At 61.0% G+C, this 17,399-nt stretch carries 20 protein-coding genes; 8 read left to right on the plus strand and 12 right to left on the minus strand.

The genetic code is table 11. From position 1 onward, the window contains the following. Window positions 1-34: 34 nt before the first annotated feature. Both ACXADQ_RS02950 and ACXADQ_RS02955 read right to left on the minus strand, forming a co-directional pair. Window positions 35-781 carry a tRNA1(Val) (adenine(37)-N6)-methyltransferase gene (locus ACXADQ_RS02950; protein ID WP_475315205.1) on the minus strand — a complete coding sequence of 249 codons (747 nt, stop codon included), beginning with the start codon at window positions 779-781 and terminating at the stop codon, window positions 35-37. Continuing rightward, on the minus strand, window positions 774-989 hold the full coding sequence (locus ACXADQ_RS02955; RefSeq protein WP_475326025.1) for a putative signal transducing protein: 216 nt from the start codon (window positions 987-989) through the stop codon (window positions 774-776). The genes ACXADQ_RS02950 and ACXADQ_RS02955 overlap by 8 nt, the downstream gene beginning before the upstream one ends. Window positions 990-1,045: 56 nt before the next feature. Here ACXADQ_RS02955 and ACXADQ_RS02960 point away from each other — a divergent pair, with 56 nt between their 5' ends. Continuing rightward, a complete protein-coding gene (locus tag ACXADQ_RS02960) occupies window positions 1,046-2,047 on the plus strand; it encodes a polyprenyl synthetase family protein (protein WP_475315207.1) in 1,002 nt (333 codons plus the stop codon). A 59-nt stretch (window positions 2,048-2,106) separates the two neighbouring features. Here ACXADQ_RS02960 and ACXADQ_RS02965 read toward each other — a convergent pair whose 3' ends face one another. From ACXADQ_RS02965 to ACXADQ_RS02975, 3 genes are all read right to left on the minus strand, one after another. Next, complete coding sequence (locus ACXADQ_RS02965) at window positions 2,107-2,913, minus strand: 4-(cytidine 5'-diphospho)-2-C-methyl-D-erythritol kinase (RefSeq protein ID WP_475315210.1); 807 nt, start codon at window positions 2,911-2,913, stop codon at window positions 2,107-2,109. Next, complete coding sequence (locus ACXADQ_RS02970; protein WP_475315215.1) at window positions 2,900-4,621, minus strand: tetratricopeptide repeat protein; 1,722 nt, start codon at window positions 4,619-4,621, stop codon at window positions 2,900-2,902. Before ACXADQ_RS02970 ends, ACXADQ_RS02965 begins: the two co-directional genes overlap by 14 nt. Before the next feature lie 148 nt (window positions 4,622-4,769). Beyond that, window positions 4,770-6,416, minus strand: coding sequence for an electron transfer flavoprotein-ubiquinone oxidoreductase (locus ACXADQ_RS02975; RefSeq protein WP_475315218.1), 1,647 nt, complete (start codon window positions 6,414-6,416; stop codon window positions 4,770-4,772). A 359-nt stretch (window positions 6,417-6,775) separates the two neighbouring features. Between ACXADQ_RS02975 and greA the strand changes: the two genes are divergently transcribed. Then, window positions 6,776-7,246 carry a transcription elongation factor GreA gene (greA, locus tag ACXADQ_RS02980; RefSeq protein ID WP_475315221.1) on the plus strand — a complete coding sequence of 157 codons (471 nt, stop codon included), beginning with the start codon at window positions 6,776-6,778 and terminating at the stop codon, window positions 7,244-7,246. Between the two features lie 20 nt (window positions 7,247-7,266). After that, window positions 7,267-8,307: a hypothetical protein gene (locus ACXADQ_RS02985; RefSeq protein WP_475315225.1), complete on the plus strand. Its 1,041-nt coding sequence runs from the start codon at window positions 7,267-7,269 to the stop codon at window positions 8,305-8,307. Here ACXADQ_RS02985 and ACXADQ_RS02990 read toward each other — a convergent pair. Continuing rightward, window positions 8,304-8,885 carry a GNAT family N-acetyltransferase gene (locus ACXADQ_RS02990; RefSeq protein WP_475315229.1) on the minus strand — a complete coding sequence of 194 codons (582 nt, stop codon included), beginning with the start codon at window positions 8,883-8,885 and terminating at the stop codon, window positions 8,304-8,306. The two genes, ACXADQ_RS02985 and ACXADQ_RS02990, sit on opposite strands and share 4 nt — an antisense overlap. A 58-nt stretch (window positions 8,886-8,943) precedes the next feature. Between ACXADQ_RS02990 and ACXADQ_RS02995 the strand changes: the two genes are divergently transcribed. Then, the gene (locus tag ACXADQ_RS02995; RefSeq protein WP_475315233.1) at window positions 8,944-9,660 is read left to right on the plus strand and encodes an AzlC family ABC transporter permease; all 717 of its coding nucleotides are present in this window, start codon (window positions 8,944-8,946) and stop codon (window positions 9,658-9,660) included. Further along, entirely contained in the window at window positions 9,660-9,992 is a 333-nt protein-coding gene (locus tag ACXADQ_RS03000; RefSeq protein ID WP_475315237.1) for an AzlD domain-containing protein, read from the plus strand. The genes ACXADQ_RS02995 and ACXADQ_RS03000 overlap by 1 nt, the downstream gene beginning before the upstream one ends. A 16-nt stretch (window positions 9,993-10,008) precedes the next feature. Here the strand turns inward: ACXADQ_RS03000 and ACXADQ_RS03005 are convergent, their stop codons facing one another. Next, complete coding sequence (locus tag ACXADQ_RS03005) at window positions 10,009-10,668, minus strand: hypothetical protein (RefSeq protein WP_475315240.1); 660 nt, start codon at window positions 10,666-10,668, stop codon at window positions 10,009-10,011. A gap of 25 nt (window positions 10,669-10,693) precedes the next feature. Continuing rightward, complete coding sequence (locus ACXADQ_RS03010) at window positions 10,694-10,828, minus strand: aa3-type cytochrome c oxidase subunit IV (RefSeq protein ID WP_420568357.1); 135 nt, start codon at window positions 10,826-10,828, stop codon at window positions 10,694-10,696. A gap of 152 nt (window positions 10,829-10,980) precedes the next feature. On the opposite strand from ACXADQ_RS03010, the gene ACXADQ_RS03015 reads away from it, so the two are divergent. After that, on the plus strand, window positions 10,981-11,589 hold the full coding sequence (locus ACXADQ_RS03015) for a DsbA family protein (RefSeq protein WP_475315245.1): 609 nt from the start codon (window positions 10,981-10,983) through the stop codon (window positions 11,587-11,589). On the opposite strand, the gene ACXADQ_RS03020 is transcribed toward ACXADQ_RS03015, so the two are convergent. Genes ACXADQ_RS03020 through ACXADQ_RS03030 form a run of 3 tightly spaced genes read right to left on the minus strand, consistent with a single transcriptional unit; the run spans window position 11,586 to window position 14,781 of the window. Further along, entirely contained in the window at window positions 11,586-12,038 is a 453-nt protein-coding gene (locus ACXADQ_RS03020; RefSeq protein WP_475315249.1) for a DUF6173 family protein, read from the minus strand. The genes ACXADQ_RS03015 and ACXADQ_RS03020 overlap by 4 nt on opposite strands. A 5-nt stretch (window positions 12,039-12,043) precedes the next feature. Beyond that, the gene (locus tag ACXADQ_RS03025) at window positions 12,044-13,084 is read right to left on the minus strand and encodes an MBL fold metallo-hydrolase (RefSeq protein ID WP_475315253.1); all 1,041 of its coding nucleotides are present in this window, start codon (window positions 13,082-13,084) and stop codon (window positions 12,044-12,046) included. Beyond that, complete coding sequence (locus tag ACXADQ_RS03030; RefSeq protein ID WP_475315255.1) at window positions 13,084-14,781, minus strand: acyl-CoA dehydrogenase; 1,698 nt, start codon at window positions 14,779-14,781, stop codon at window positions 13,084-13,086. Before ACXADQ_RS03030 ends, ACXADQ_RS03025 begins: the two co-directional genes overlap by 1 nt. Before the next feature lie 121 nt (window positions 14,782-14,902). On the opposite strand from ACXADQ_RS03030, the gene ACXADQ_RS03035 reads away from it, so the two are divergent. Continuing rightward, window positions 14,903-15,853 carry an L-threonylcarbamoyladenylate synthase gene (locus ACXADQ_RS03035; RefSeq protein WP_475315258.1) on the plus strand — a complete coding sequence of 317 codons (951 nt, stop codon included), beginning with the start codon at window positions 14,903-14,905 and terminating at the stop codon, window positions 15,851-15,853. Between the two features lie 27 nt (window positions 15,854-15,880). Here the strand turns inward: ACXADQ_RS03035 and ACXADQ_RS03040 are convergent, their stop codons facing one another. Continuing rightward, window positions 15,881-16,435, minus strand: a complete 555-nt coding sequence (locus ACXADQ_RS03040) for a YqgE/AlgH family protein (protein WP_475326026.1) — start codon at window positions 16,433-16,435, stop codon at window positions 15,881-15,883. A 152-nt stretch (window positions 16,436-16,587) separates the two neighbouring features. Here ACXADQ_RS03040 and ACXADQ_RS03045 point away from each other — a divergent pair, with 152 nt between their 5' ends. Continuing rightward, window positions 16,588-17,397, plus strand: a complete 810-nt coding sequence (locus tag ACXADQ_RS03045) for a protein-disulfide reductase DsbD domain-containing protein (RefSeq protein ID WP_475315260.1) — start codon at window positions 16,588-16,590, stop codon at window positions 17,395-17,397. The last annotated feature ends 2 nt before the right edge of the window (window positions 17,398-17,399 follow it).

Below are 17,399 nucleotides of genomic sequence, written 5' to 3' on the forward strand. Positions count from 1 at the left end.
TCGACCAAATTTGAGAGGTGCGGCAAGATGTGGCTTAGAACGGCAACCCCGCCCCGTCACGCAGCACCGCGCGCATCAGCGGTGTATAGTCCTCGCCATCAGCGTGATGGACGTCGCCCTGGTGCGCCACAACACCCGGATGCAGCCGAAAATCCGCCCGTCCCCCATTGCGTCCGCGGATCAAAAACAACTGAGGCGCCCGTCCGGCGCGGGGCAGGAACGGCAACACCTCCAGGCTTCCCAGTCGTGCTTGCATGGCGCTCATCAACTCGGGCAACCGCTCGATCCGCTGGATAAAGGTCACATAGCCCTTGGGCCGACACCGCCGCGCAGCCACATCGACCCAATCGGTCAGCGGCGTCGCCCCCGCCAGGGCTGTGTCGCGTCCCTGATCGTCAGCAGCCGAGCCATCCGAGCGTTTAAAATATGGGGGATTCGCGATCACATGATCGAACTGAGCCTCGCGCAGATCGGCGGGCAACGCCGTCAGATCCGCGGTAAAAACCTGCATCTCTGCGCGGTTCTCCTGGGCATTGCGCCGCGCCAAATCCGCATAATCCGGCTGCAATTCAACTCCGGTCAGTTGCACACCAGGGACCCGCGCCGCCAGGCACAACGAGGCAACCCCGACGCCGCATCCCAGCTCTAGCACCTGTTGCTGGGGCTTGGCCGCGACCGACGCCGCCAGCCACACTGGATCCACCCCCGCGCGATACCCGCGCCGGGGCTGCCACGCCCGCACACGCCCTCCCAGGAATTCATCGCAGCTCAGATCATCCATCCAACGCGATCCCGTTATCCGTCAACACGCGCGCGGCCGGGACATACTCATCGCTGGCCACCATCAAGCGGCGTGGAAACAGACCGATCCCGCCCTCAAGCACGCTCATATTTACGTCCATTTCAAAGCAGTCTATACCCTCGCCCTGAAGCAATGCTTTGGCAAAGGCAATGATCGTCGGATCTGTCGTACTCAGAAGCTGTTTCATAATTGGGGAAATAAGGGCATGGCACACGATTTGTCGAGCCATGTGACGGGACCGTGATGAGCTTGGACCAAGCCGCAACCAAACCACACGAACAACTGGCTGCCGAACTGGCAGAGGGCATGGAGGCCGTGAACGCGCTGATTCGTGAACGCATGGCCAGCAAACACGCCCCGCGCATCCCCGAGGTCACCGCCCACCTCGTCGAGGCCGGCGGCAAGCGCCTGCGCCCCATGCTGACCCTGGCGGCGGCGGAAATGTGTGGCTATGGCGGGCCCTATCATGTCCACCTGGCCGCGACCGTCGAATTCATCCACACCGCCACCCTGCTGCATGATGACGTGGTCGACGAAAGCGCCCAGCGGCGCGGCCGCCCCACCGCCAACCTGCTGTGGGACAACAAATCCAGCGTCTTGGTCGGCGACTACCTGTTCGCCCGCGCCTTTCAGTTGATGGTCGAACCGGGCAACCTGCGTGTGCTGAACATCCTGTCCAACGCCGCTGCGACCATTGCCGAGGGCGAGGTGCTGCAACTGACCGCCGCCCAGGATCTGCGCACCGACAAATCGATCTATCTGCAAGTGGTCCGCGGTAAAACCGCCGCCCTGTTCAGCGCCGCCACCGAATCCGGCGCCGTGATTGCAGGCGCGGATGAACCCCTGGTCCAGGCTCTGTTCGACTATGGCGACGCGCTGGGAATTGCCTTCCAGATCGTGGATGACCTGCTGGACTATCAGGGCGATACCAAGGCCACCGGCAAAAACGTCGGCGACGATTTCCGCGAGCGCAAGCTGACCCTGCCTGTCATCAAAGCCGTCGCCAAAGCCGACGAGGCCGAGCGCGCCTTCTGGACCCGCACCATCGAAAAGGGCAAACAGGAAGACGGCGATCTGGACCACGCGCTGGAGCTGCTGAACAAGCACGACGCGCTGAGCGACACCCGCCAGGACGCTCTGGCCTGGGCAGACAAGGCCAAAACCGCGCTCACCGCCCTGCCCGAACACCCGATCCGCCAGATGCTCATCGACCTTGCCGACTACGTGGTCGCGCGGATTAACTAAGCGCCGCTTTCGGCTTTTTCTTGGCAAAAATACCCACTGCGCAACGCTTGTCCGGGCGATTAGCGCAGTGTTGTGGCCTGCACCCACCAACCATGTCCGGCCAATGCCTTAGCGGCGCTTTGTGCGGTCTCTGGACTTGCATAGAGCCCAAAACACGTCGCCCCCGAGCCCGACATGCGCGCCAGTTGACAGGCTTGGGTTTGTCTGAGGGTCGCCAATACTTCGCCAATCACCGGCTGCACCGCGCAGGCCGGTGGCTCCAGATCGTTGCGCTGCCGACGCAGCCAGCCCATCATCCCGTCAGCATTCGGCAACGGCTCCATGGGCGGATTATCCTTACGTTCCAACCCTTTAAAGACGGCGCCCGTCGGCACCTCGACACCGGGATTCACCAAAACCGCATGTAGATCGCCCAACCCGGGAACAGGGTCAATATCCTCTCCGATCCCGCGCATAAAGGCGGCACGGCCAGCCATGCAAACTGGGACATCCGCGCCCAGTGACACCCCCGCCTGCGGCGCCATTTGTCCGGTCAATTCCTGCAACGCACGTAAAACCGCGGCCGCATCCGATGAACCACCCCCGATACCCGCTGCTGCCGGCAGATGCTTTTCCAGCGATATCTGCGCCGAGACCCCCATCAGCGCGGCGGCCTTCAGCACCAGATTGCGCCCATCCGTGGGAACCCCATCGGCCATCGGGCCCGAAACCGCCAAGCCCGACTCGCCCAGTTGCACCTGCAAACGGTCCCCCACATCCGCAAACACCACCAGGCTGTCCAACAGATGATAGCCGTCCGCACGCTGGCCGGTCACATGCAGCGTCAGGTTCACTTTCGCCGGGGCGAAACCCTCAATCGGTTTCATCTGCCACTTTCAACGGCGGAGCGCCTTCCTCGGCCAGAACCTGATCCAGGCCGACCTCGAGCTTGCGGCGAATGCGATCCGCATCCACATCCCCCGAGGCATTTTCATATTTCGCAAACGACAGCGCGCGATGCCATTGGAATTCGGCCTCGCGTTTGCGGCCAACCGCCCACAGAACATCACCCAGGTGATCGTTCACCACGGGGTCCACAGGCATCAGCTCGGTCGCGCGTTCCATATGGCCGATCGCTTCGTTATAGCGCCCCAGCCGGAACAAAGCCCATCCCAGGGAATTGACGATATAGCCGCTGTTCGGACGCTCTGCGACAGCCTGTTCGATCATCGCCAGCGCTTCGTCCAACTTGGCCTTCTGTTCAACCAGGGAATAGCCCAAGTAGTTGAGAACGCTGGGTTGTCCCGGGTTCAATTCCAGTGCCTGACGGAAATCCGCCTCGGCTTTGGGCCATTCACCCAGGCGTTCAAAGCAGATCGCACGGGCATAGTAGATGAACCACTGCTCGGCCGTGGGTTCGCCATAAATTTCGATGGCTTTGTCATAGGCTTGGGCTGCTTGGTCAAAGTTTTTCAGCTGCCGCATCAGATCCCCCAACGTGATCCAGACCAGTGGCAAATCGGCATGACTGCGCGACAGTTGCTCTAGAACTTCGATGGCGGCATCAGTTTTGTCAGCCTTGCGCAAGCTTTCTGCGCGACCCAGTTCCGCCGAAAAGAAAGAGGGATTGTCGGTTGGGACAGACTTGTAGGCGGCGACGGCCAGATCATGCTGCGACAATGCATCCAACAACGTTGCGCTGAGCAGGATCGCCTCTGCATGGTCAGGGCGCAAATGTTCGACAACACGAGAATATAGAAGAGTATAGTCTTCGCCCGCTTCGTTGTTCAGCGCTGCCGCGACCGAGAAAAACACTTCGGCCACGCCTTGCTGGGGCGTTTGTACCGTGCTGAACGGCAGCGTTTCCCCAGCGACCAACGCGGCCCGCAGATCCGTAACGGACGGATCAATTCCAATACCAAACAGGGTGTCCAACAGGGCGAGGGCATCGTCTTTACGATCCAGTTGGCTGAGGATTTCGACACGCGCGATCACACCCCGGCGCGTCGATTGTAGAGGACCGCCAGCGTTCTCGGTTAGGATCGCATCCGCCCCTTCAAAATCTCCGACAGTCGCAAGAGCTAGCGCCTTATGGTACAACGCAAAGGCCGCCAGGCCGCGCTCTTGCGCGACGGCATCAAAGGCTTCCAATGCGTCGCCGACGCGCCCCATGCCCATCAGCGCCCAGGATTTCAACAATCCGTCCACCAACGGCCCGATGCCGCGCCCGTCCTCTAGACGCGTCAACAGATCCTGAAATTTCTCCGTAGCGACTTCGTCAGCGACCAGAACCAAACTGGCAAACTGGCTGTTCAGTCCGTCGCTTTCCATTTTGCGCGCGACGGGCAAGGCGCGGTCAATGCGTCCCAACGATAGCTGTGCAAGGACCGTGTTTTCCAGCAATTGCGGATTTGAAGAATCGCGCGCTAAAGCGCGCGTAAAGTACTCGGCGGCGGCCTTGTAGTCGCTGGCCATACCCGCGCTGCGCGCTGCCAGATATGCACCTGCAACGCCTTGCGCTTGCGCAGGCATTGCACCCGGCATCGCCCCTGTCATCGCCAAGGCCAAGGCCATTCCCAAGATCCGTTTGCGCATGCGTCTCCCCGTCGATGGGCTGGTTTCCGGACCCTAAACCTAGCGTCCTTGACAGCAAACGCAATGCGCCCAAGGGCCCCTTCACGCAATCGGCAAAAAAGCGGAGCAAATGCCCCGCTTTCTGATCATTTTTCTGCGTCGTACCCGATTACATGTTGGGATAGTTCGGCCCTTCGCCACCCTGAGGCGTCACCCAGTTGATATTCTGGCTGGGATCTTTGATGTCGCAGGTTTTGCAATGCACACAGTTTTGGAAGTTCACGCGGAATTCCGGGCCGGATTCGCCCTCCAGCACCTCGTAAACTCCTGCAGGGCAGTACCGCTGCGCGGGCTCGGCGAATTTGGGCAGGTTCACACTGATCGGCACGTTCGGATCGGCCAGTTGCAGATGGCAGGGCTGCTCTTCTTCGTGGTTGGTGAAGCTGAACGAGACGTTTGTCAGACGGTCAAATGACAGCTTGCCGTCGGGTTTGGGATAGTCGATCGGCTTATGCTTGCTGGCCTCTTCGGTGGCGGCCGCATCGGTTTTGCCGTGGCCCAAGGTGCCGAACAGCGAAAAGCCCAGCGTGTTGGTCCACATGTCCAAACCACCCAGGGCCAGGCTGGGCAGCATGCCCCACTTGGACCACATCGGCTTGACGTTGCGCACTTTTTTCAAGTCCTTGCCGATGGCGCCGGTGCGCACGTCGTTTTCGTAGGTGGTCAGCTCGTCCCCCGAGCGCTCGGCCTTGATCGCGTCAAACGCGGCCTCGGCGGCGGCTTTGCCCGACAGCATCGCGTTGTGGTTGCCCTTGATCCGGGGCACGTTGACCATCCCGACCGAGCAGCCCAGCAGCGCCACGCCGGGCGCGACCATCTTGGGCATGGATTGCAGCCCACCTTCGGAAATCGCGCGCGCGCCATAAGCGACCCGTTTGCCGCCCTTCAGCAGCTCGGCGACCATCGGATGATGCTTGAAGCGCTGGAATTCCATATAAGGGAACAGGTGCGGGTTTTTATAGTTCAGGTGAACCACAAAGCCGACGTAAACCTGATTGTTTTCAAGATGATAAATGAAGGATCCGCCGCCCGCATTCGAATTCAGCGGCCAGCCCATGGTGTGGGTAACCGTGCCCTCTTTGTGTTTGGCGGGGTCGATCTCCCAGATTTCTTTCATGCCGATGCCGAATTTCTGCGGCTCTTTTCCGGCTTGCAAGTCGTACTTGGCGATCACTTCCTTGGCCAGCGAGCCACGCACACCTTCGGACAGGAATACGTATTTGCCGTGCAGCTCCATGCCGGGCTCGGTGCCCTCGCCATAGGTGCCATCGGGTTCGACGCCGAACACACCCGCGACCACGCCTTTGACTTCGCCGTTGTCCCCATAGACCAGTTCCGAGCACGCCATCCCGGGGAAGATTTCCACGCCCAGTTCCTCGGCCTGTTCGGCCATCCAGCGGCAGACATTGCCCATCGAGACAATATAGTTGCCGTGGTTGTTCATCAGCGGCGGCATGGGGAAATTGGGGATGCGGATCTCGCCGGCTTCGCCCAGCATATAGAAGTTGTCTTCTTTCACCGGCGTGTTCAGCGGCGCGCCTTTTTCTTTCCAGTCGGGGATCACGGCATCCAGGCCGCAAGGATCCAGAACCGCGCCAGACAGGATATGCGCGCCCACTTCGGACCCTTTTTCCAGCACAACCACGTTCAGGTCGGCATCCAGTTGCTTCAGACGGATCGCCGCGGACAGACCAGCAGGGCCTGCACCAACGATCACCACGTCATACTCCATTGCTTCCCGTTCGATTTCCGACATGGGTGGCCCTCCTTCTGGATCACGCGCGTAATTTTGTTTCAAACGTGGTTACCGCGCTGCAGCATTGTCCGTCAACTTGAACACGGCGTTAATTCGGCAAATCGTAAGTATTGCTACGTTTTTTCGATGGATCGTCTGACAAAATTCACCCGTCTTTGGGACTGATTGCCCTAACGTCATCCAAAAGCAAAACCTCGGGCCAGTCATCCCCACCCGATCCTGCAGGGCCTTGGGTTGCTTCGATTGCGAAATACGCTGGCTCTTGCATTGTATCCGGGCTTGGGGTCAGGTAATTCCACGGGAACCAAACCGATGCGGCGCGCGCAATGCGCCGCTCTTTTCGTGGAAACAGGGGCATAATGGAAAAAATACCGATGACCAGCGCGGGCCATGTCGCGCTTGAAACCGAGCTGAAAACGCTGAAAACCATCGAGCGTCCCGCCGTCATTCAGGCCATTGCCGAGGCGCGCGAACTGGGCGACCTGAAGGAAAACGCCGAATATCACTCGGCCCGCGAAAAGCAGGGGTTCATCGAAGGTCGCATCAAAGAGCTGGAGGGCGTTCTGTCCCTGGCCGAGGTGATCGACCCCACCGCGCTGTCCGGCACCATCAAGTTCGGCGCCACCGTTTCGCTGGTGGATGAAGACACCGACGAGGAAAAGACATGGCAGATCGTGGGCGAACACGAAGCCAATGTCGAAAAGGGCCTACTGAACATCAAATCGCCCATCGCGCGCGCATTGATCGGCAAGGAAGAGGGCGACAGCGTCGAAGTCCGCACTCCGGGTGGTGAAAAATCCTACGAAGTGCTTAAGATAGAATATATCTGACCACAGGCAGGCGGGCTGAAATGGCCGACAAAGACGTAAGCCGTTCGACACCGGTGGGGCTGTATGATCGCCCTACAGGCGGACGTGTGACTGGAATCGAAGTGGTGGCGCTGGTGCTCAGCCTCGTGTGGCTGGTCAGTTCGGGCGTGGTGTTTTTCGTTCTGGATATCCCACAGGTCGCCGGGGAATCAGCCGGGGACTCACTGGGCGTTCTGCAATTCCTGATGACCATGTTGATCGTGTTCCTGCCTGTTGCGATGATATGGGTGGGGGCGACGGCGGCGCGCTCGTCCCGGGTGATGCGCGAGGAAAGCGCGCGCTTGCAGGCGGCGATTGACGCCATTCGCAAAACCTATCTGGCGCAGGCGCAGGGGCGCGTGTCCTCGGATGACACGACCATCGCGAAAAAGCTGGAAGAAATCGCCGAGGCTCAGAAGCAAACCGAAATCGCACTGGCAACCTTTTCCTCGAGCCGGGATCGCGACCGGCTGGACCTGTTGCGCGCGGCCCCCAAGCCCGAGCCAGGCGCCGACGCCCCCGAGGATCAGGCTCCCCTGCCGCTGGGCACCCCAGCCGAAGATCTGGCCCCGCCGCTGGAGCGCGGAGATTTCATCCGGGCGCTGAACTTCCCTGAAACCGCCGAGGACGAGGAAGGCTTTGCCGCATTGCGCAAGGCGCTGAAGGATCGTCAGGCCGCCGGGTTGATCCAGGCCGCACAGGACATCCTGACCCTGCTCAGCCAGGACGGCATCTATATGGACGATCTGCGTCCCGACCGGGCCCGCCCTGAAATCTGGCGCCGCTTTGCGCAGGGCGAACGTGGCCGTCAAATCGCCGCCCTTGGCGGGATCCGCGATCGCTCGTCGCTGGCTCTGACGGCCGGGCGGATGAAGCAAGACCCGATCTTTCGCGACACCGGCCACCATTTCCTGCGCCGATTCGATAAGATGCTGGCCGATTTCTGTGAAACCGGGTCGGATGCCGATATTGTGGACCTGTCTGATACCCGCACGGCCCGTGCCTTTATGTTGTTAGGCCGTGTGACGGGCATGTTTGACTAGACCGCGCGTTCCATCCGCAGGGCCGATCCAAATCCGAAAATCCATTTGAACGGACCGGTGTGCTCGCGCTTGACCGGGACAAACCCGCGCTTGCGATACAGCGCCTCGGCCCGTGGGTTGGTGTCGATCACATCCAGGCGCACAACACGCGCCCCGGACTGGCGTGCCTGGTCTGCAACGGCCTCGAGCAACACGGTTCCCACTCCCTGACCACGGGCGCGAGCGTTCACGAAAATCCCATCCATCTGGCAAACGCCGGGTTCCAGGTCCCGTTCGAGCACCATCAGCAGCGCCACGCGCCACAGGGCCCCAAACAGGCCATAGCTTGCCCGCATGTCGCTGAAATCCCCATCCACAAGCCGGCCCTTGTCGGTCTTGATCCCGGCCACCCCCAGCAGCACTCCATCCGCCCGCGCAACCAAGGCATGTGTCGGGTCCAGCGCTTTGGAAATAAAGGGCAAAGCACGTTCTGCGGGCCCCAGGGCAAAGCCCAGCTTGCCCTCAAACGCCTGCCAGTACAGCGCGGCGACCTCAGGCCGTTCCTCTTGTGTGAACCCAACGTCAACTTTCACTGTCATTGCATCCATCCTGCACTGCCGATACCCCTTAACCGTTCACTAGATTTGGGGTGCCGCCATGAGCGATACAACCCGCTCTTCCGCCTTTTGGAAAGGGTTCCGCGACGGATTGCCGTTTTTGCTGGTCATCGTACCGTTTGGCCTGTTGTTTGGCGTGGTCGCCACCGAGGCCGGGCTGAACGTACTGGAAACCCTCAGTTTTTCGATCGTGGTGATCGCGGGTGCCGCCCAGTTCACCGCCGTTCAGTTGCTGTCCGAGAGCGCCCCAACCTTGGTGGTGCTGGCCTCGGCGCTGGCGGTCAATCTGCGGATGGCGATGTATTCGGCCTCGTTGACCCCACATATCGGCGGGGCGTCCCTCTGGAAGCGCGCCGTGGTGGCCTATTTCACGGTCGATCAAAGCTATGCCTGCTCTGTCGCGACTTTTGAAAAGAACCCGGATTGGTCGATTGGGGCCAAGCTGAGCTATTTCTTTGGGGTGGTCACACCGGTCTGTCCGTTCTGGTATCTGGCCACATTGGTCGGCGCATTGATGGGCAACGCGATCCCGCCCGAGTTCGCGCTGGATTTCGCCGTGCCCATTACCTTTTTGGCCTTGATCGCCCCGATGTTGCACACCGCAGCCCACCGCGCCGCGGCTTTGACCTCGGTCGTTCTGGCGCTGGTCTTTAATGGCTTGCCGTTCAATTTGGGTCTGATGGTGGCTGGGATCGGCGCCATGATGGTTGGCGCTCAGGTCGAGCTGTGGACCACCCGCAAACAGGAAACCACGTGATGGAGCAGATCAACACCACCACCCTGTGGACCGTGATCATCCTGCTGGGGCTGGGCAGTTTTGGCCTGCGCTTCATGTTCACCGGCTTGATCGGCGAGCGCCCGATGCCTGAATGGATTCTGCGGCATCTGCGCTATACGGCCGTGGCAATCCTGCCCGCGCTGGTCGCGCCTGCGGTTGTCTGGCCCGCGGCGACGGGCGGTCAGCTGGATGCGCCCCGCATGATCGCGGCGCTGGTCACGGTGACCGTGGGCTACGTCACAAAGAATACGCTGGCCGCGATCTTTACCGGGGCGTCCAGCCTGTATTTGGCACTGTATCTGATGGGCTAAGCGCCGGAACGGGCGCTCACTCGGCCTTTTTCTTGGCCGCCTCGCGCGCCTTGATGCGGGCGAAACTGGCGCGCGCTTTTTCCGGGTCGTATGCCTTGAGCGCCTTGGTTTTGTCGTCGTCGTCGTATTCGTAAAGGCTTTGGGTGCTCAGCAACGGGGCTTGGCCAAACTGCGCCATCAGCTTTTTCGGATAATAGGTCGGCGAGACATTCAGCCCGGGCAGCTGGCTGAGGATTGTCGAGGTCGACTGAGCGCAATGGCCATCCGTGACCTCACCCATGCCCTGCGCCAGTTTCAGCGCCTGTTCAGCCACTTCAGGCGAGACCTGAAGCCGCTGGATCACAACGTGATAGGTCTTGCGCGCGTGGAACCGGGTATAGACGTCCTCGACATAGGGCGTCGCGCCATACACAACGTCATTGCGCGCGATGATCGCCTTGTCGCGGAACGAGCCAGCCGGATCGAAAATCACCCGCTGGCTGGCATTGATCATCAAAGAGGTATGCGCCCCGGACCCGTTCGCATTGCTGATCATCGTGTACAGCGTCAGCTCGGGCGGTGCGTCATGCCGATACGTGGCATTCACAATCTGCTGATCCGTCACCGGCGGATCGTGCTTAACCGAGCACCCGGCCGCAAGACCGACCGCCGCGAGTATCAGAAACCATTTACGCATGACCGGGGTCCCCAAGCGCGATGGCTTAGCTGTTCACCAGCGCCATGAAGATCAGAACGGCGATGATCACATAGACCGAGTAGGTGGTGAACTTGATGAAGCCGTCGAAGGTTTCTTTTTGAACTTCGATGTCCATTTCGCCGTGCTTATGCTCTGCCATGTCGCATTTCCTTGCAGTAGTCCTAGGTCAAACCGTGACTAGCCGATTTTTTTGGGCCTGTCATCCCGTGAAAAGACCACCCTTGGTCGCAACTGGCCGGTTGCGTCAATCCGACCCGGTGCCCAGACTGTTGCCAGGGACGGAGGCATGAAATGAGCAAACAGACCCCCCAAATCAGTTTCTGGTTCGAGTTCGCCTCGACCTATTCCTATCTCTCCGCCATGCGGATCGCAGATTTGGCCGCGCAACGAGGGGTGCGAGTGGTGTGGCGACCGTTTCTGTTGGGTCCGATCTTTGCCGCGCAGGGGATGAATGATTCTCCGTTCAACATCTACCCGACCAAGGGGCGGTACATGTGGCGCGATTTGGCGCGGCGGGCCAAAAAACAGGGTTTGCCGCCAATTCAGCGCCCCCCTCAGTTTCCACAAAACGGGCTAATGGCCGCGCGGATCGCCACCCTTGGGGTCACACAGGACTGGGGGCCGGATTTTGTGCGCGGGGTTTATTCTGCGCAGTTTGCGAAAGGTGCTGATATCAGCGACCCCGAGGTGCTGGCGACTGTGCTGCACCAAATCGGCCAGCCCGATACGCTGCTAGCGCACGCGCGCACCGATCCAGCGATCAAGGGCCGTTTGCGCCAGACCACGGAACAGGCGCAGCAACTGGGCCTGTTTGGCGCGCCCAGCTTCACCACGCCAGATAACGAGCTGTTCTGGGGTGATGATCGGCTGGAGGACGCGCTGGATTGGGCGCTGCGCTAGCTGTTGTTCAGGTCTTGCGCCAGACGAAACCCGATCCGTTTGGCCTCGATCTGTTGCGGCTGTTTGGGCAGCGCCCGCAGGATCACGCTCAGCTGGCTCACATGCTGGATCAACTGGGTTTTCGCACCGGTTTCGTCGCTGCCATAAAAGGTGACGATATCAGGGTCAAAATAGCCCATGCCTTCGATCCGCAGCACACCGGCATCCCCACCGGCAAAGCCCATGGCGATCTCGTGTTCGTTGTCCAACTGCTGTTCGAAATTCTGGATGTACAGAATCAGCCGCTCATAGGCCCATTCGGCGGGGCTTTTCTGTTGGACAGGCTTGGCTGTGACCTCTTGGGGGACGTCGGTATTGCAGGGGGCCTCGGGGTCGGCGTGAACCTCGTGCCGACGGGGCAAGGCGTTTTGTTCATGTGCCTCGGCGGCGGTGCTGATCGTGTCGTCCACTGGGTTTACCCTTTCATCTGCCATTGCCACGCCCCGTCCTCGCGCAGGGTGCGGCTGACCTCGTTGGTCTGGTACAGATGATTCAGATGTGCGACCGCTTCGACAAGGGCCAATCCGTAGGTTCCCCCATCAATTTTGCGTTTGAACAGCGGGGGAAAGCACTCGGCTGCGGTTTTCGGGGTCGCCAGGTGATCGCGCAGACGCCGCAAGCATCCGTGGTGGTTTTCGATCAATTGATGCATCCGCGTGGCCAATCCGGTGAACGGCAGCTTGTGCCCGCCCAGCACCAAGTGCTCTTCTTGCGCCAGCGTTTGCAAGCGGGTGCAGCTTTCCATCCAGTCGGCCAGCGGGTCGGCCTCGGGCTCGGTTGCGTGCACGCCGATATTGGGGCTGATCGAGGGCAGGATCTGATCGCCCGATAGCACCAGATTGCAGTCGCGGCTCCACATGGTCAGGTGTTCGGGCGCGTGCCCGTTGCCGATATGGATATCCCAATCACGCCCGCCAGCGCGGATAACATCGTCTTGCTGAACCCGCTGATAGCCCACAGGCAGCTCGTGACATACGTCCGCGAAATTGAAGGGCCGTTCGTTCATCCGCTTTTGCAACACGTCTTCGGCCATGCCCGCACGGCGCCAGAATTGCTGAACCTGCGGCGTCACCTTGTGTTCCACATCCAGAATCAGCATCCGCGTCATCAGATACGAAGTCCGCGTGGACCACAGCGCAGCATCACGGGCCACGAACCAGCCCGCCATGCCAACATGGTCGGGGTGGTGATGAGTCAGGATCACCCGCCCGACTGGCTTGCCCTTCAGAGGGCCTGCCAGCACCTGTTCCCAGATCGCCACGGACTTTTTGGTAAACATGCCCGAGTCAATGATGGTCCAGCTGTCGCCTTCGTCCAGCACGTAGATGTTCACATGATCCAACGCCATCGGCAGCGGGAACCGCAGCCACAGGACACCCTCGGCGACCTCGATCGCTTGCCCCGCGTCGGGGGCCGTGTCCCAGGGATATCGGATGCCGTTGCCCGTGCCGTCCATTATGCGCACAGCTCCTCGTTGGTGATGTCAAACAGGTCCGAGGCACCGGCCCGGGCGTGTTCCAGCTGGCCGGCATATTGCGGCAGCAAACGATTGATGTAGAAGCGCGCCACCTTGGTACGGGTGCCCTTGCCACCCTCGGCCATCGCGGCCTTCAGATGATAGTGCCCCCCCAGGACACGCCCAAAGGCGGTTAGGAAAGGCACACAGCCTGCGAAACGTTCATTCATATCTGACTGAGCCGCCATCCATTCCACCGCCTCGCGCAGCGTCTCCGTGGCCTGCCAAACAGGCTCGGCCAGCTCGGGCAATGCCAGACGGGCCTGTTCGGCATGTCCTTCGATTTCGTCCAACAGGGCAAAGGCGGCCTCGCCCCCATCCATCATCTTGCGGCCCACCAGGTCCATCGCCTGGATACCATTGGTGCCTTCGTAGATCGAGGTGATGCGCACGTCGCGGCTAAACTGCGCGGCGCCGGTTTCCTCGATAAAGCCCATGCCGCCGTGGATCTGCACGCCCAGCTCGGCCACGGCGATGCCGATATCGGTGGAAAAGGCCTTGGCGATGGGGGTCAGCAGCGCGCCGCGGGCCTTCCATGCGGCATCGCCAGTCGCCACCCCCATATCCAGCGCGACCGAGCAATCCAGCACCAGTGCGCGGGCGGCAAAAGTATCGGCCTTCATCGTCAACAGCATCCGGCGTACATCGGCGTGGTTGATGATCGTGCCCATCTGATCGCGTTCCTGGGCATAGGCCAGCGCGTGCTGATAGGCGCCCTCGGCCGCGCCCACACCTTGAGTGCCCACACCCAGACGCGCGTTGTTCATCATGGTGAACATCGCCGCCATACCGCCGTGTTCCTTGCCCACAAGCCAGCCCTTGGCGCCATCAAACTGCATCACGCAGGTAGGGCTGCCGTGGATGCCCAGTTTGTGTTCCAGGCTGACCACATTCAGGCTGTTACGTTCGCCCAGGCTGCCATCTTGGTTGGGCAGGAATTTCGGGACCATGAACAAGCTGATACCCTTGGTGCCGGCCATGCCATCGGGCAGGCGTGCAAGCACCAGGTGACACACATTGCCGCCAAAATCATGATCGCCCCAGGTGATGAAAATCTTCTGACCCGTCACCGAATAGGTACCATCGTCATTGCGCTCGGCCTTGGATTTCAGCGCGCCAACATCCGAGCCCGCGCCCGGTTCGGTCAGGTTCATCGTGCCAGTCCATTCGCCGGTGATCAGGCGCGGCAGGTACATTTCTTTCAACTCGTCCGAGGCGTGGTGCTCCAATGCCTCGATCTGGCCCTGCGTCAGCAACGGGCACAGACCCAGCGCCATCGCGGTCGAGGTGACCATCTCGTTGCAGGCGGTATTCATCGCCAGCGGCAGGCCCATGCCGCCATGTTCTTCGCCCGCCGATACGGCGATCCAGCCGCCCTCGCCCATGGCCTTGAACGCATCGGCATAGCCTTTCGAGGTCCGCACCACCCCGTTTTCCAGCACCGCGCCATCCAGATCCCCATTGCGCTGCAACGGGAACAGGATCTCTTCGGCCATCTTGCCCATTTCGGTCAGCACCGCCGAGGTCATGTCCGGAACCGCAGTCTCGGCAAAGCGTTCCGTGCCAGCGACGGCCGCCATGTCCACGACATTCTCGAAAATAAACTGGTAGTCTTCGACTGGGGCACGATACGGCATCTCTGGTCTCCTTCTCTCGGGATGGCTTGGAATTCAAGTCATACGCAGTTATTCAAAAACGCGTGCCGAAGAAAGTATCTATCGGTCCGAATGCATCAACCAAAACGCCGCGTCATAGGCCATGTCTGCCCTCAACACCCTTCATCTGACCCCCGAGCCTGATGGCATCGCCCGCGCTGCGGAAACGCTTTCCGCCGGAGGGCTGATCGCCCTGCCAACCGAGACCGTCTATGGTCTGGGCGCTGACGCCCGTGATGATCACGCGGTGGCGCGGATCTTTCAGGCCAAGGGACGCCCGCATTTCAATCCGCTGATCGTTCACGTGGCCTCGGCGCAGGTGGCGCAGCGCTATGTTGAATGGTCGGACACCGCGCAACGTCTGGCCTCGGCGTTCTGGCCTGGGGCCCTGACGCTGGTGTTGCCGCTGCGCGCCGATGCGGGCCTGTCCCCGCTGGTTACGGCCGAGCTGCCCACACTGGCGATCCGTGTGCCCGCCCATCCGGTCGCGCAAGCACTGCTGGCGGCCTTTGACGGGCCGGTCGCCGCGCCCTCGGCCAATCCCTCGGGCAAGATCAGCCCCACCACGGCGCAGCACGTCATTGACGGCCTGTCGGGCCGGATCGAGGGCATCCTGGACGGAGGCCCCTGCCCGGTTGGCGTGGAATCAACCATTATCGGCCTGTCCGGTGCCCCGATGCTGTTGCGCCCCGGTGGCGTTGCAGCAGAGGAGATTGAGGCCATTCTGGGCGCCCCGCTTGCCCAACGCGATCAATCCGATCCGTTGACCGCGCCCGGTCAGATGCTGTCGCACTATGCCCCCGGCGCGCGGGTCAGGCTGAACGCTACCGACATCACCGAGGACGAGCTCTTGCTGGGCTTTGGTCCGGTGACATGTACGCTGAACCTGTCTGAAAGCGGGGATCTGGTCGAGGCTGCGGCGAATCTGTTCCACCATCTGCACGCGCTGGACGCGATGAATCCCAAGGGAATCGCCGTCAGCCCGGTACCGATGCGTGGGTTGGGGATTGCGATCAACGATCGGCTGGCACGGGCCGCCGCGCCGCGCGACTAGACACGCAAACGTGATCTCAGGCGGCCTCTATGCGTGGCCCGCATCCGAGGACAGCATCAACGCGTCCACGCCCAGCGATTTCAACGCGCCGTCCCATTTTCCCTGATCGGGCAAATCGAACACCAGCTCCATATTGGAATCACAGGTCAACCAGGCGTTCTGGCTCAACTCGTCCTCAAGCTGCCCAGGCCCCCAACCAGCATAGCCGATCGCGACCAGGGCGCGCTCGGGGCCCTGCCCTTTGGCCAGCGCCTCGAGGATATCAAGCGTCGCGGTCAGTCCGAACACGCCTTCGACCTTCAAGGTATTGACCATGCTGACATAATCCAGCGAGTGCAGGACAAATCCGCGGCTTTGTTCGACCGGACCGCCAAAGGAAACCCCCAGCTGACGGCTGTCAGGGCCATGCGAAATTTCCAGCTGTTCCAGCATGTCGGACAGGGCGACCTCGCCCGTGGGTTTGTTGACGATCAGGCCCATCGCGCCCTCGTCGGAATGCGCGCAGATCAGCACCACCGATTGTTCAAACCGGGGATCGCCCATCGCAGGCATCGCGATCAACAGCTTTCCGGTCAGGTTCAGCGGGGCGTTTTCAGTATCCATAGATCAAAGATAAGAACCCGCGCCGCCCGGGTCCAGCACCCGCGACACAAAAACCACGCTTGTGTGATTTGTCACATCCCCTCGCCCGAATGTGAGTTGGAATTGAGCGGAAATTAGCCCACATCGGAAGGATGATCAGACCTGTTCTCATTTGTGCGATCGCCGCGATTGGCCTGTCGGGCCAGCCCGCCACGGCCGAAGACTATGCCCAGCGCGTGGTGTCGCTGGAGGTGCTGCCCGGATGGCGCAGCGCTGATGGCACCCATGTGGCCGCCCTGCGCATCGAGCTGGCGCCGGGTTGGAAAACCTATTGGCGCGCGCCGGGGGATGCAGGCATTCCGCCGATGATTGACTGGTCCGGCTCGGACAATCTGGCGAAAATCATGCCGGTCTGGCCCACCCCCGAGGTGTTTTCGCAAAACGGTATGACCTCGGTCGGGTATCAGGATGATCTGGTGCTGCCGGTGGTGCTGACCCCCAGGGATCCAGCCCAGCCAATCGCGCTGAGCGGTGAAATTCAGATTGGCATTTGCAAAGACGTTTGTGTGCCTGCGGATCTGGGCTTTAACGCAGATCTGCCGCTGGAAAAGCTGCGCGATGCCACAATCTCGGCTGCGCTGACAGACCAACCCTATTCGGCGCAAATGGCCGGTGTTGGTCGCGTGAGCTGTGACATTTCGCTGACCGAGGATGGGCTGGCGCTGTCGGCGACGGTTCAAATGCCCCGCGCCGGGGCGCATGAATACACAGTGGTGGAAACAGCCGACCCCGAGATTTGGGTGGCCGAGGCGGAAACTCAGCGCATTGGGGATACGCTGACCGTGCGTACCGAACTGGTGCACATGAGCGAGGACAGCTTTGCTCTGGACCGTTCTGGCCTGCGCCTGACGGTTCTGGGCAGCGATCACGCGGTGGACATTCAGGGCTGCCCTGCGGATTAACC

It is taken from the genome of Thalassovita sp. ABM4_323 (assembly GCF_056158665.1).

Excerpts from the sequence above, each read along its gene's own strand:
- ACXADQ_RS03045 (WP_475315260.1), top strand. The coding sequence starts at position 16,588 with ATGATCAGACCTGTTCTCATTTGTGCGATCGCCGCGATTGGCCTGTCG.
- ACXADQ_RS03000 (WP_475315237.1), top strand. The coding sequence starts at position 9,660 with ATGGAGCAGATCAACACCACCACCCTGTGGACCGTGATCATCCTGCTG.
- ACXADQ_RS03015 (WP_475315245.1), top strand. The coding sequence starts at position 10,981 with ATGAGCAAACAGACCCCCCAAATCAGTTTCTGGTTCGAGTTCGCCTCG.
- ACXADQ_RS03035 (WP_475315258.1), top strand. The coding sequence starts at position 14,903 with ATGTCTGCCCTCAACACCCTTCATCTGACCCCCGAGCCTGATGGCATC.
- ACXADQ_RS03025 (WP_475315253.1), bottom strand. The coding sequence starts at position 13,084 with ATGGACGGCACGGGCAACGGCATCCGATATCCCTGGGACACGGCCCCC.
- ACXADQ_RS02965 (WP_475315210.1), bottom strand. The coding sequence starts at position 2,913 with ATGAAACCGATTGAGGGTTTCGCCCCGGCGAAAGTGAACCTGACGCTG.
- ACXADQ_RS02960 (WP_475315207.1), top strand. The coding sequence starts at position 1,046 with ATGAGCTTGGACCAAGCCGCAACCAAACCACACGAACAACTGGCTGCC.
- ACXADQ_RS02970 (WP_475315215.1), bottom strand. The coding sequence starts at position 4,621 with ATGCGCAAACGGATCTTGGGAATGGCCTTGGCCTTGGCGATGACAGGG.
- ACXADQ_RS02985 (WP_475315225.1), top strand. The coding sequence starts at position 7,267 with ATGGCCGACAAAGACGTAAGCCGTTCGACACCGGTGGGGCTGTATGAT.
- ACXADQ_RS02995 (WP_475315233.1), top strand. The coding sequence starts at position 8,944 with ATGAGCGATACAACCCGCTCTTCCGCCTTTTGGAAAGGGTTCCGCGAC.
- ACXADQ_RS02950 (WP_475315205.1), bottom strand. The coding sequence starts at position 781 with ATGGATGATCTGAGCTGCGATGAATTCCTGGGAGGGCGTGTGCGGGCG.
- ACXADQ_RS03005 (WP_475315240.1), bottom strand. The coding sequence starts at position 10,668 with ATGCGTAAATGGTTTCTGATACTCGCGGCGGTCGGTCTTGCGGCCGGG.
- ACXADQ_RS03010 (WP_420568357.1), bottom strand. The coding sequence starts at position 10,828 with ATGGCAGAGCATAAGCACGGCGAAATGGACATCGAAGTTCAAAAAGAA.
- ACXADQ_RS02990 (WP_475315229.1), bottom strand. The coding sequence starts at position 8,885 with ATGACAGTGAAAGTTGACGTTGGGTTCACACAAGAGGAACGGCCTGAG.
- ACXADQ_RS02955 (WP_475326025.1), bottom strand. The coding sequence starts at position 989 with ATGAAACAGCTTCTGAGTACGACAGATCCGACGATCATTGCCTTTGCC.
- greA (WP_475315221.1), top strand. The coding sequence starts at position 6,776 with ATGGAAAAAATACCGATGACCAGCGCGGGCCATGTCGCGCTTGAAACC.
- ACXADQ_RS03030 (WP_475315255.1), bottom strand. The coding sequence starts at position 14,781 with ATGCCGTATCGTGCCCCAGTCGAAGACTACCAGTTTATTTTCGAGAAT.
- ACXADQ_RS02975 (WP_475315218.1), bottom strand. The coding sequence starts at position 6,416 with ATGTCGGAAATCGAACGGGAAGCAATGGAGTATGACGTGGTGATCGTT.